Here is a 12,364-nt window from a genome sequence, read left to right as displayed (position 1 = left end):
CCTTGAAGCCAACAATAATGGCGGCAAGCATAGCATTGATATCAAGCTGACCCAATCGCCAGTACGAGAAGGCTGTGCGACTACTCACTACGCCCAGGCACATTATCCATCTCTTGTTCAAACACCCTGCAAAACCCCTCTAAATTAGAGAAAAGTTGCTGCGTTTGTTCCTGACCCAAAGCCCCGAAAGCACGTTCACTTAATATCTGCGATTGCGTCAAAATCGGCTGAGTGCGTTTTTTCCCCAGTTCTGTTAGCGTCAGGATCTTTTCTCGCTTGTCGTGTTCGCTTTCAGCGATGTCAATCAGACCTTGTTCTTTGAATAACTTGCAGATGCTAAACACCGTTTGCTTAGGCAAGCTCCATCGCTCACAAATATATTTTTGCGTACATTTTCCATCTGGAGATACCGCCAAAGAATGCAGAACCGCAAAGGCATTCTGATTAAAACCTAGCTTCTTCATCCATTGTTGAAACAAGTTATCGAGGTGATTGAGCTGTCTGCCTAATTCATCTAATCGATGCATATGAAATATCCTACAAATGGGCTACTTGCTCACAATCGCCAAGGCAATGAAACCCGATCACCGCATTACATTACCTACCCAACATATTTCGGGTTACAGGTGCGTTGATATGATTATCCGGCCCATCCATAGGCTTCGTACTATTGGGGAAATGGCAGCCCCCGGGGAATTCATTCGGTTGCTGCCTTTCCACGCGGCCAAAGTATATTGGATACCATGTGCCTTAGTACACTTTTTCCCCTTTGAAATAGGTTGCCAACACCTTGGTATTTTTCAATTTTTCCAGGTCTGCGCTGCCAATATCGGTATCTACAATAATAAAGTCGGCGTTTTTCCCTTTCTCAAGACTGCCGGTGATATCACTGATACCAAGCTGTTTCGCACCGTTAATTGTGTAAGCCTGCAAGCTTTGATCTAACGTCATTGCAGCCTCAATTGGAGGAAGGTAGCCAGCATTCGGCTGACCGCGTTTGATGGCATGATACATTTGGCTGAACGGGTTCACCGCATCAAAGGTATTAGCGGGATAATCAGAACCGAAGGTTACCGCGACGCCCTCGCGTACCACTTGCCCGAGCAGATATTGATGATTGTATGCAGCACTACCAATTTTGGATTTGGTCTCATCTTTTTCATTGACCACCGTCCAGTTTGGCGTCGTTTGCAGGAATAGATTGTCCTTCATTGCGGCAAATTTCTGCACACCCTGTGGCTCAAACACTTGGTTATGGGCAATCACGCGAGCCAAATGCGGGTTAATTTTTTTGTTAGCCTCAAAGGCGTCTAAAATCGACTGCTGCGCTTTATCGCCTATCGCGTGTACATGCACCGAGAAACCCGCTTTCAACGCCGCTGCGACATTGTCGTTAATCTGTTTCTGGCTTAAAAAGGGTTCGACGACCTTGCCGTTGGGATAAGGCCGGTACATCGCCCCCGAATCCATTTCAATCGTGCCATCCATAAATAGCTTATACAGATTCATCGACAAATTGCCCTGGTGATATTTTTCACGCAGGGCTTTAAGGCTGGCAATATTTTGTTCGGTCGATTTGGCAGCATCATAAAAATAGCCGCGCTGATAATAGACCTTCAGTTTCCCCTGCTCGTTTAAGCGGGCAATGGCAGCCACTGTCGTGCTAAACGTATCGCCAACGTCGGTAATCGCCGTAAACCCCAGCGAGTGGTAGGTCTTTAAAATCGGTTGAAGTTTCTCAGCAACGTTTTCTACCGCGTTAAATTGCTGCGCATCAACAACACGGTGCATCGCACTTTCGTGCATAAAACCGGTAGGGTTGCCTTTGTTATCGCGCTCAAAATAGTGTTTACCAGGAATAGGGTCAGGCGTATTCGCATCGACGTGAGCAACCTTCAACGCTGCGCTATTCGCCCATCCCGCATGCATGCCGCTGTCATAAACCACGATCGGAACACGCGTGGATACCGTATCTAAATCAGCAGCCGTCGGCAGCCCTTCTTGTGGTAAACCAAGTGAAGCAACGTTAAATCCTTGTGCCAACAAATAGTTCGCGTTCGGGTGTGCGGTTAAATAATCTTTTAATTGGCTAAGGATCTGCGTCAGCGTTGCCGCACCGTCAACATACACAAAATCGCCCGCCTCCATCACCGCTACCGTTGCTGGATGAGCGTGGCTCTCAATAAAACCGGGAAGTACAGTTTTTCCTTCTAAATCAACCAATTCAGCAGCGGTTGTTTTAAAAGGCTTCGCACCATCACGTCCACCGACATAGATAATTTTGCCCTGATCCACGACCAGAACTGAGGCCGTTGGCTGTTGATCATTAACGGTATAAATCCGTGCATTTTCATAGACGGTGTGTGCGAAAGCATGGCTGGTAAACAAGCCAAGTGTGACTGACAGCATTTTTACATTGAATTTCATCACTGCGTTTTCCTTTGCTAAATAGTCCGATAAATTACTAAAAAATTAAAATAGTAAATTTTCAGACTAATTGCAAATTCTGGACGCAGGGTTACCTTTAGCAGTCACTCAGGTATCACGTTTTAAACATTTTTTCTTCGTAGCATGGGCACAGCATCAATGCGTTCTGGGAGGGAGAGACTTGTCTTACAGGCAAAAAATTGGGGGTACTGATTGCTCAGTACCCCCGGTTCGTTTTATAGCTATCCCGCTACACATTTGCATCCCTGCTCATCCGTGAAAACTTTTCCTTTTTGGTCATCCTGACCCACAATCCCTGCTGGCGTCCCACTTTCGTCCTGACGTTTCCATCCTGTATCTTCCGTGATTCAATCCCTTTAGGCTCCTGCCCCACCGACATTCCTAATCGGCTCTCGATCTCCTTCCTGGAGGTGTCCCTGATTTCATCCTGAAATCGTGTTTCTTCCTGAAAGCTGCGCTTCTTCCTGAAGCTACTGTTTCTTCCTAAAACAATGTCTCTTCCTAAAACAATCCGAGTGCAGTAACAGTGTTTTGTTACCAACAGTCACCGTTACACACACTGTAACCGGTTACTAACTTAAGTAATAAGATGTATTAATTGTCAGCTTTCGGCAAGGGGTAAGTGACAATGTTTCTCAATCTCTCTTAAGCAATACCACTATTTTTTATTATAATTCGCTAATTAATAATGAAAAAATAAAAATGAAACGTATTTTCAAGATTAAAGATAAGACATTTCTTACAGCAAATGTAAGAGATCTCTTACAAAGCAGAAAGTGAAATTCGATTAACCATTAGACTGCTAACGGGTTAAGGCCAGAAAGGAACGCTGCTAGCGTCGGGGCTAAGATTTGACGCTTTTTCGTGCCGAATTCTTCCAGGACAATCTCCCCAGAAACATTACATAACGACACCATTGTCATCTCAGAATCCGTCGTCGCTAAAAACAGCGTAGGCGTGAGCTTAAGGCGTTTCTGCGTTAACAAATGACCAATCAGGTTCTCCTGCATACGGGTGAAATCCTCTTCACTCCACACTTGCAGCAGTTGGCAGGATAGTGAATCAAACTGCGCCGCCATATCCCCGGCATACTGTGCGGTGTAGAAAGCGTGAACATCTGGATGCAGGCTGATTTCCAGCGCGCGCTCCACGCCATCCAATGCGGCAGAAGGAACGAAAGGCTGCGGCGACCAGTAAACTGTCTCCTCATGATTTTCAACAATACACGGGGAGGCTATGCCGTAAAGTGCTTCACTGGCAGGTAAATGCCCCTTTTCCTGTTGCCAACAAGCAACATAGCGCTGGGTAAACGCCGCTAGCGCCGAAACAACTTCATGCTCCATAATTTTTCTCATCACTCTTTTAGTCAGGTTACACTATTCGCCATCACGCTTATTACATCAAGGTAACAGCATGTCCGTTTATGACAAGCACCAGGCCCTAAGCGGGCTAACACTGGGCAAAGCCACGCCCTATCACGACCGCTATGATGCGGCACTTCTGCAACCCGTGCCACGTAGCCTGAACCGCGATCCACTCGGTATTTATCCTGACAACCTGCCCTTTCATGGTACAGATATCTGGACGCTCTACGAGCTTTCCTGGCTGAATCATCGTGGCGTCCCTCAGGTGGCCGTTGGTGAAATGCACCTTAATGCAGAAAGCCTGAATCTGATTGAATCAAAAAGTTTTAAGCTGTATCTGAACAGCTTTAATCAGACGACATTCGATGATTGGGAAGGTGTTCGCGCAACGCTAGCCAAGGATCTGGCGCAGTGCGCACAGGGGGACGTCAACGTCACGCTTTTCAAACTCAGTGAGCTTGAAGGCCAACCGTTAGCCGGGTTTACTGGTGAATGCATCGACGATCAAGACATTCAGATCGACAGTTACGACTTCAACGCAGACTATCTGGCGACAAACGAGCAAGATGCCCCTGTCGTTGAAGAAACGTTGGTCAGCCACCTACTGAAATCCAACTGCTTGATCACCCATCAGCCCGACTGGGGTTCAGTACAAATTCACTATTGCGGCAAACGCATTAATCGTGAAGCGCTGCTGCGCTACATTGTTTCGTTTCGCCATCATAACGAATTTCACGAACAGTGTGTGGAACGAATTTTTAACGACATCATGCGCTATTACCAGCCGGAAAAACTCAGCGTTTACGCACGCTATACCCGGCGCGGCGGGCTGGATATCAACCCGTGGCGCAGTAACTACCCGTTTAACGCGCCAACTGGCCGCCTGCCACGCCAGTAATCGGCCGATAAGTTACGGGTTTGCACGGTAAGATACCCTAAATAATTCGAGTTTCAGGGCAAAAACGGCAAAGCGTTTTTGAACAGCGCTTGCACTGGCCCCGAAGGGACGAGTATTTGAATGAAGGCAACGCACATGCAACTTGAAGAATGACGGGTATATGCGTAGCGTCACGCAAGTTAGGCGAGAGACTGCCGTCAGCATTGGAAAAAATGATGGCAGCGCGTTAAGGTGGTATGCCAGACAACAAAAGATCCATAACGTCTGAACGGTGCTCAAGTAGGTTTCATTTAGGTTCGCTGCATTTAACTTATTCGCATAGCGGCTTAAATGAATGACATTCGTGCCATGGTGCTGAAACGTCGAGCGTGCAACAACGGATCGAGCTCTCGGCAGCCAGCATGGCATCGCGATTATATTGCGTTTCAAGGAGCAAAATTGATTACACATATCAGCCCATTGGGATCGATGGATTTGTTATCTCAGTTGGAAGTCGACATGCTGAAAAGCACGGCCAGCAGCGACCTCTACCGTTTGTTTCGCAACTGTTCCCTCGCCGTACTGAATTCCGGTAGCCAGACAGATAACAGCAAAGAACTGCTGTCTCGTTATGAAGACTTTGATATCAACGTGCTGCGCCGTGAACGTGGCGTCAAACTGGAACTGGTGAATCCACCGGAAGACGCTTTTGTTGATGGCAACATCATTCGAGCGTTGCAAGCTAACCTGTTCGCCGTATTGCGCGACATTCTGTTCGTCAACGGCCAAATCGCCAGCGCAGGGCGCTATCAGAATCTGAATCTGGAAAATTCTGCCCATATCACTAATTTGGTGTTTTCTATCCTGCGTAATGCCAAGGCGCTCCACGTCGGCGAAGAGCCGAACATGGTGGTCTGCTGGGGCGGCCACTCGATTAATGAGATCGAATATCTGTATGCGCGCAAGGTGGGTAGCCAACTCGGCCTGCGTGAACTGAATATCTGCACGGGCTGCGGTCCGGGCGCGATGGAAGCACCAATGAAAGGTGCCGCGGTCGGCCATGCACAGCAGCGCTACAAAGAAGGACGCTTCATCGGCATGACCGAACCGTCTATCATTGCTGCCGAACCACCAAATCCGCTGGTCAATGAACTGATCATCATGCCGGATATCGAAAAGCGTCTGGAAGCGTTTGTCCGTATCGGGCATGGCATCATTATTTTCCCTGGCGGCGTTGGAACAGCGGAAGAGTTCCTCTATTTGCTGGGCATCATGATGAACCCGGAAAACAGCGAGCAGGTGCTGCCAATAATCCTGACCGGACCAGAAGAAAGTGCCAACTATTTCCACGTGCTGGATGAATTCATTGTTGGCACGCTAGGACGTCAGGCGCGTCGCTACTACTCGATCATCATTAATGACGCCGCAGAAGTTGCCCGTCAGATGAAGAAAGCAATGCCACTGGTGAAAGAGAGCCGCCGTCACACGGGCGACGCTTACAGTTTTAACTGGTCACTGCGGATTGCACCCGATCTGCAACTGCCTTTTGAACCGAGCCACGAAAACATGGCCAATCTCAACCTGCATCCGAATCAGCCGGCTGAAGAGCTTGCTGCCGCGCTGCGTCGGGCGTTCTCAGGTATTGTGGCAGGGAATGTTAAAGAAGTCGGTATTCAGGCGATTGAGCAACGTGGGCCGTACAAAATTCATGGCGACCCGCAGATGATGAAAAGCATGGATACGCTGTTACAGGGCTTTGTCGCACAGCAGCGCATGAAGCTGCCCGGCAGTGCCTATATCCCCTGCTACGAAATCTGCGCCTAACGGTTCACCGATAGCACCAACGTGGGGAAGCGTAGCTTCCCCCCTTTTTCAGGAATGATGCGATGCCCGTCCATTTGCTGATTGTCGACGCGCTCAATCTGATCCGCCGCATTCATGCGGTACAAGGTTCGCCCTGTATCACAGCATGCCAACATGCGCTGCATCAACTCATACAAAATAGCCAGCCTACGCACGCGGTGGCCGTCTTTGATGATGACGATCGCGATACCAGTTGGCGTCACCACCTTTTGCCTGACTACAAGGCAGGCCGCACGCCAATGCCGGATAATCTGCAACAGGAACTCCCGCAGATTAAAGCGGCATTTTCCACCATTGGTGTAGCGAGCTGGCATAGCCCCGGTAATGAAGCCGACGATCTCGCTGCTACGCTGGCCGTCAAGCTGTCATCCGCGGGTCATCAGGCAACGATTGTGTCGACCGATAAAGGCTACTGCCAGCTACTGGCACCACATATTCAGATCAGAGATTACTTTCAAAAACGCTGGCTGGATCTGCCGTTTATCGAACAGGAATTTGGTGTTTCACCGCGGCAGTTGACAGACTACTGGGGGCTGGCAGGCATTAGCAGCAGCAAAATCCCGGGCGTTGCGGGTATCGGCCCTAAAAGTGCCGCACAGCTCTTACAACAGGCAGGAAGTCTGGAGTCGCTTTATCAGCAGTTAGATGCGGTGCCAGAAAAGTGGCGTAAGAAGTTGGAACAGCATAAAGAAATGGCGCTAATCAGTCGTCAAATTGCCACACTGCGTACCGATTTAACGCTTAATGGCAATCTGCAACAGTTGAGATTACCCGTGCAGAGTAGCACCCAGCCGAATTCTTACTCACGGCAGAATTAATACGGATGCGTACCTGAATGACTCCAGATACGCATCAACACAATACTATCGCTCGTCGCGACGGCCGGGCACCGCGCTCCAGAAACGACGTACATGCACCGTGACTTCTTCACGGTCATGGTACAAATGCTTGGCATGCACTTCGGCATGAATACCATTTTCACTGAGGCGTTCACGCAGCAACGCCAGATTCTGCGACACTTCTTCGTAGCGCTTCTTCATTGGCAATTTCAGGTTGAATATCGCTTCACGACACCAGCCTTTAATTAACCAATCACTCATCAGGCTCGTGACTTTAGCGGGTTTTTCCACCATGTCGCACACCAGCCAATACACATTATTGCGCGGTGGTTCAAAACGGAACCCATCCGCCTGATGGTGCATCACCTGCCCGGTATCCATCAGGCTCGGTGCCATTGGTCCGTTGTCTACCGCATAAACCATCATGCTGCGTTTGACCAACTGATAAGTCCAACCGCCGGGGCACGCCCCCAAATCCACCGCATACATGCCGCTGCCCAGACGCTCATCCCACTCATCCGCAGGAATAAAGACATGAAAAGCTTCTTCCAGCTTCAGCGTCGAACGGCTTGGTGCATCAGAAGGGAACTTAAGACGTGGAATGCCCATATAAAACGGTGAATGGTTATTGCTATAAGAGTAACCGACATAACAGCAGCCTGGTGCAATAAACAGCACATGCAGCACGGGTCGATCTGCTTTTTCATAGCCCAGCAAAATGTTGTGTTCGCGCAACGCGGCACGCAACGGCACGGTGAATTTGCGGCAGAACTTCATCAGTTCTTTGCTTTCATTGGTGTCAGGGACTTCAACACGCAGCTCCCCTGCGCGTTCAATTGCACCGGTCAACATCCCCACGATCGGCGTAATACGGTCTTCCGGCGGCAGGTCTCGCAGCAAGTCACCGCTGACGAACATCTGACGGACAAAAATCAGCTCATGGAACGGCAGCGTTTTCACCAGACGGTCGGCATCTTCATGCTGATAGCATTCAAATACGACGTAACCGCTGTTTTCTTTTACCCGCGCAAATCCGAACGCATTGTGCTGCGTGGCTTTTTCGGTGATCTCTGCCGCACACTCTTTCTCAAACCCAGGACGGCAATACAAAATGACTTTATTCATGGCGTTCAGCCTTTCTCTTCAGACGCAGTGCGCCAATCAACATTAATATCCATCCCACCAGAAAGCAGGCTCCGCCAATCGGCGTCACATAAACCCATAGTTTCAGGTGAGAAAGCGCCAGACAGTACAAACTTCCACTGAAGAGTACCGTTCCCAACGCCAGAAACACGCTGCTCCAGTAAAACCACAGATTGGTTCGCTGTTGCATCGCAACCGCCAGCGCCAGAATCGCTAACGTGTGAAATGCTTGATACTCCAGGCCGGTTTTCAACCACCCTAGCTCCGTAGCACCCAGCGTTTTGCTGAGCACATGGGAACCAAACGCGCCTAGCGCAACAAAAATAAACCCGCTGATAGCGGCAAACATCAGCATGAAGCGACTATTCATCGTTATTACCTGTACGTTAATACCTATAAACAAGGTGGCTGATAAAAGCCGTTGAGCGGTAGTAACGGATAGATCGTAAAGACGCTGCAAGTACATCCATGTAAGCTCGGATTGCGCCATCCCTGGCGCAAACGCTTTACTCTTCTATTCCGTTACTCCCGTTTTCGTTCGGCAAATAGGCCTATCATCAGCCTGATACGTAGTGACCTGCGTAAATTATTCGGTCCATCGATCTTCGAGAGTCAACGATGCGACCTCAGCGGGTACCGCTGTCATAGCGGAAGCGAAATTTTTCCTGCTCGCTAGCCGCCCGCGCCAGAATCCAGTGGCGAAAGGCGGCTATTTTACCCAGTTCTGCCTGACTGTCATGACATACCAGATAAAAAGCATTCCGGCTCACCAACACATCGTTAAACGGACACACCAGTCGCCCGGCTTCGAGTTCCGTCTGCGCCATCACATTATTCGCCAGCGCCACGCCCTGCCCGTGGATCGCCGCCTGCAACACCATCGCGCTATGGCTGAAAATTGGCCCTTGCTGCACATTAATCTGCACCCCAAGCTGACGCGTATAGGACAGCCAGTCACGGCGCGATGCATCGTGCAGCAGAGTGTGTGCCACCAGGTCATCCGGTGTCTTCAGTGGATGATTCCCCGTCAGCAATACCGGTGAGCAAACCGGCAAGAGATACTCAGCGTAGAGTTTTTCCACCCGCAATCCCGGCCAGTTTCCTCGACCATAAAAAATCGCGACATCCACATCATCCGCCAGACGATCTTCATCACGATCTACCGCCTGAATACGAACATCAATCCCCGGATAGTCGGAGTTAAAGCTCGAAAGACGCGGAACCAGCCAATGAATAGCAAAACTGGGTAGCAGGCTGACCGTTAATGCGCCTTTCGCGCTGCGGGATTGCAGCTTACGCGTCGCGTCATTCAACGATGAGAAGATCTCTTTGATATCAAGGTAGTAACTTTGCCCTTCTTCCGTCAGTAGCAGGGAACGATTACGACGGCGGAATAATTTAAGCCCTAGGAAATCTTCCAGAGATTTAATTTGGTGGCTGACGGCAGCCTGCGTAACAAACAATTCTTCTGCCGCTTTGGTAAAACTTAAATGGCGAGCCGCCGCATCAAAAACGCGCAATGCGTTGAGCGGAGGTAGACGTTTTGACATGAATGAAATCTTTTTGTTTACGCTAGATCAGCGATTTATCAGGCACATTCGTACCCATTAAATCTTAAGATGCAGAAAGGCGACAGCGGGAAAGATCGCCAGCCAATTAGCTGGCTAAGCGATTAATGCCACCAGCAACAGCCAGACTTTCTGCAACGAAAAGATGACGGGTACATCAATACCCTAAATAATTCGAGTTGCATGAAGGAGGCAACCGCACGAGTCCCCAGGAGCTTACATGAGTAAGTGACTGGGGTGAGTAAGGGAAGCCAACACACATGCAGCTTGAAGTATGACGGGTATATTAGTTTTTGTAATCCGAGACATTATAATTTGTCCATTGAGGATGTACCAGCAAATACCTATATTAGCGCAACTTCCTGAGCCGGAACGAAAAGTGCGGATGGGTGACCTGAGGTGCTTTTGGCTTGTGGTTGTGATGTTGTGTTTGCTATTTGTTTGTCTGCCTTTTGCAGATGTGGTAGCGAGTCTACCCTATTCACTTCCTGTACATTTACCCTGTCTGTCCAAAGTGATTTTTTGTGTAGCACCGCAAATTGCGGTGCTTTTTTTTGCTTACGATTTCACGCCTGAACGCCATGACAGTCTTACGTAATTCTGGCGCAGATTAACAGGCAGTGTGTGATAACAGGCAAACGGCGCTATTTTCCTTTCGCCATTTCTTTCACATTATCACGATTAATTTGCTGCTGCTGACCGTAAGCATCGGTATAGCTGATCATACCCGTCTCATCATCAACCTTCGGTTTCCCCTCAGCCACGATGGTACGTCCATCATTAGTATGCATGACGTAATTACTCGAACAGGCTGCCAGAGAAAACGCCATCACGATGGCGGCAAAAATAGAAATTTTATTCTTCATAGTTAACCCTCGATGAATTTAAATGTCTTATAGTTAACCTTATACATCAGGAAATCCTGAAAATTAACACTTTAAAGCGTAGCAATAATTGCTTTTTTTTCCATAAAATCGCATTAGGCATAGTCCTAAACTTGTCTCTCTCGACAAAATGGGACAGGATCTATCCTCTATAAGAGGATGCTCATGACACCGTTTAACCCTGCTACTTTTCGCCAACAGTTCCCCGCACTCCAACATTCGACGGTGTATATTGATAGCGCCGCGACCGCGCTGAAACCGCAGGCCGTCATTGATGCGGTGCAGCAGTTCTATTGCAGCGAGAGTGGTACGGTGCATCGCAGCCAGCATCACGGCGCGCAGGCGCTGACCCAGCGTTTTGAAGGCGCTCGTGAGCAAGTTGCGGCCTTGCTCCATGCAGGCGATCCGCGTTCGATTGTCTGGACCAGAGGTACAACGGAAGCGATCAATCTGGTCGCACAGAGCTATGCCCGCCCTCGCCTTCAGCCGGGCGACGAGATCATCGTTAGCGAAGCGGAGCATCACGCTAACCTTATCCCATGGCTCATGGTGGCACAGCAAACCGGCGCGAACGTGGTGAAGTTACCGATTGGCACGGACTTATTACCGGATATTGAACAGCTAACTACGCTGATCACGCCAAAAACCCGCCTGTTGGCGCTGGGCCAGATGTCAAACGTAACGGGTGGTCAGCCCGATCTGGTTCGCGCAATTACGTTGGCTCATCGCTATGGCACGGTCGTAGTGGTTGACGGTGCACAGGGTGTCGTCCACTCTCCACCCAACGTGCAGGAACTGGATATTGATTTCTACGCGTTTTCCGGGCACAAGCTTTATGCCCCCACTGGAATCGGCGTGCTGTACGGCAAAACCTCCTTGCTGGAAAGCATGATGCCGTGGCAAGGCGGCGGGAAGATGATGACGCAAGTGTCCTTTGACGGCTTCCTGCCACAGGCGATTCCGCAGCGATTTGAAGCGGGAACGCCGCACATTGCTGGCGTGCTCGGTCTGTCTGCGGCCTTAGACTGGCTAACCACGCTGGATTGGCGCGCCGCAGAGCAGCACAGTCAGCAGTTGGCAGAGCTTGCCGAAACGCATCTGGCGCAGTTTCCCGGCTTTCGCAGTTTCCGTAACCCGCATTCCAGCGTGTTGTCCTTTGACATAGCCGATGTACACCACAGCGATCTGGTGACACTACTCGCCGAAAGCGGCATCGCACTGCGTGCCGGACACCACTGCGCACAGCCGCTCATGGACGCGCTCGGCGTCAGCGGCACGCTCCGCGCTTCGTTTGCCCCGTATAATAACCAACAAGATGTTGCTGCGCTTATCGCTGCGGTGGGCAACGCCCTTGAATTATTGATCGACTAAGTGATAC

The 12,364-nt window shown here is 49.8% G+C and carries 11 protein-coding genes; 4 read left to right on the top strand and 7 right to left on the bottom strand.

From position 1 onward, the window contains the following. Positions 1-80: 80 nt before the first annotated feature. The 3 genes from A8F97_RS01820 to syd all read right to left on the bottom strand — a co-directional run bounded on the left by A8F97_RS01820 (position 81) and on the right by syd (position 3,791). Positions 81-527, bottom strand: coding sequence for a MarR family winged helix-turn-helix transcriptional regulator (locus tag A8F97_RS01820; protein ID WP_014700919.1), 447 nt, complete (start codon positions 525-527; stop codon positions 81-83). Positions 528-750: 223 nt separating this feature from the next. Then, complete coding sequence (locus A8F97_RS01815; protein ID WP_033071849.1) at positions 751-2,427, bottom strand: amidohydrolase; 1,677 nt, start codon at positions 2,425-2,427, stop codon at positions 751-753. A gap of 815 nt (positions 2,428-3,242) precedes the next feature. After that, positions 3,243-3,791, bottom strand: a complete 549-nt coding sequence (gene syd, locus A8F97_RS01810; protein WP_033071850.1) for a SecY-interacting protein — start codon at positions 3,789-3,791, stop codon at positions 3,243-3,245. A gap of 70 nt (positions 3,792-3,861) precedes the next feature. Here syd and queF point away from each other — a divergent pair, with 70 nt between their 5' ends. The 3 genes from queF to xni all read left to right on the top strand — a co-directional run bounded on the left by queF (position 3,862) and on the right by xni (position 7,370). Further along, positions 3,862-4,710: an NADPH-dependent 7-cyano-7-deazaguanine reductase QueF gene (gene queF, locus A8F97_RS01805; protein ID WP_014700922.1), complete on the top strand. Its 849-nt coding sequence runs from the start codon at positions 3,862-3,864 to the stop codon at positions 4,708-4,710. A 438-nt stretch (positions 4,711-5,148) separates the two neighbouring features. Next, positions 5,149-6,513 carry a nucleotide 5'-monophosphate nucleosidase PpnN gene (ppnN, locus tag A8F97_RS01800; RefSeq protein WP_014700923.1) on the top strand — a complete coding sequence of 455 codons (1,365 nt, stop codon included), beginning with the start codon at positions 5,149-5,151 and terminating at the stop codon, positions 6,511-6,513. 62 nt (positions 6,514-6,575) lie between these two features. Further along, positions 6,576-7,370, top strand: a complete 795-nt coding sequence (xni, locus tag A8F97_RS01795) for a flap endonuclease Xni (protein ID WP_033071851.1) — start codon at positions 6,576-6,578, stop codon at positions 7,368-7,370. A 45-nt stretch (positions 7,371-7,415) separates the two neighbouring features. On the opposite strand, the gene rlmM is transcribed toward xni, so the two are convergent. From rlmM to A8F97_RS01775, 4 genes are all read right to left on the bottom strand, one after another. Then, positions 7,416-8,516 (bottom strand): 23S rRNA (cytidine(2498)-2'-O)-methyltransferase RlmM, encoded by a 1,101-nt coding sequence (rlmM, locus tag A8F97_RS01790; protein ID WP_014700925.1) that lies wholly within the window; start codon positions 8,514-8,516, stop codon positions 7,416-7,418. Next, a complete protein-coding gene (locus tag A8F97_RS01785; protein ID WP_014700926.1) occupies positions 8,509-8,904 on the bottom strand; it encodes a DUF423 domain-containing protein in 396 nt (131 codons plus the stop codon). Before A8F97_RS01785 ends, rlmM begins: the two co-directional genes overlap by 8 nt. Positions 8,905-9,160: 256 nt before the next feature. After that, a complete protein-coding gene (locus A8F97_RS01780; RefSeq protein ID WP_014700927.1) occupies positions 9,161-10,084 on the bottom strand; it encodes a transcriptional regulator GcvA in 924 nt (307 codons plus the stop codon). Between the two features lie 662 nt (positions 10,085-10,746). Further along, on the bottom strand, positions 10,747-10,968 hold the full coding sequence (locus A8F97_RS01775) for a YgdI/YgdR family lipoprotein (protein WP_005975888.1): 222 nt from the start codon (positions 10,966-10,968) through the stop codon (positions 10,747-10,749). A gap of 183 nt (positions 10,969-11,151) precedes the next feature. Between A8F97_RS01775 and csdA the strand changes: the two genes are divergently transcribed. After that, positions 11,152-12,357, top strand: coding sequence for a cysteine desulfurase CsdA (gene csdA, locus A8F97_RS01770; RefSeq protein WP_033071852.1), 1,206 nt, complete (start codon positions 11,152-11,154; stop codon positions 12,355-12,357). Positions 12,358-12,364 lie beyond the last annotated feature (7 nt).

Origin of the sequence: Pectobacterium parmentieri, assembly GCF_001742145.1 — a bacterium.
Classification (GTDB): domain Bacteria; phylum Pseudomonadota; class Gammaproteobacteria; order Enterobacterales; family Enterobacteriaceae; genus Pectobacterium; species Pectobacterium parmentieri.
Note: the sequence above shows the minus strand (reverse complement) of the source record. Positions and strands in the feature narration are given on the sequence as shown.

Excerpts from the sequence above, each read along its gene's own strand:
- A8F97_RS01820 (WP_014700919.1), bottom strand. The coding sequence starts at position 527 with ATGCATCGATTAGATGAATTAGGCAGACAGCTCAATCACCTCGATAAC.
- A8F97_RS01815 (WP_033071849.1), bottom strand. The coding sequence starts at position 2,427 with ATGAAATTCAATGTAAAAATGCTGTCAGTCACACTTGGCTTGTTTACC.
- syd (WP_033071850.1), bottom strand. The coding sequence starts at position 3,791 with ATGGAGCATGAAGTTGTTTCGGCGCTAGCGGCGTTTACCCAGCGCTAT.
- queF (WP_014700922.1), top strand. The coding sequence starts at position 3,862 with ATGTCCGTTTATGACAAGCACCAGGCCCTAAGCGGGCTAACACTGGGC.
- xni (WP_033071851.1), top strand. The coding sequence starts at position 6,576 with ATGCCCGTCCATTTGCTGATTGTCGACGCGCTCAATCTGATCCGCCGC.
- rlmM (WP_014700925.1), bottom strand. The coding sequence starts at position 8,516 with ATGAATAAAGTCATTTTGTATTGCCGTCCTGGGTTTGAGAAAGAGTGT.
- A8F97_RS01785 (WP_014700926.1), bottom strand. The coding sequence starts at position 8,904 with ATGAATAGTCGCTTCATGCTGATGTTTGCCGCTATCAGCGGGTTTATT.
- A8F97_RS01780 (WP_014700927.1), bottom strand. The coding sequence starts at position 10,084 with ATGTCAAAACGTCTACCTCCGCTCAACGCATTGCGCGTTTTTGATGCG.
- A8F97_RS01775 (WP_005975888.1), bottom strand. The coding sequence starts at position 10,968 with ATGAAGAATAAAATTTCTATTTTTGCCGCCATCGTGATGGCGTTTTCT.
- csdA (WP_033071852.1), top strand. The coding sequence starts at position 11,152 with ATGACACCGTTTAACCCTGCTACTTTTCGCCAACAGTTCCCCGCACTC.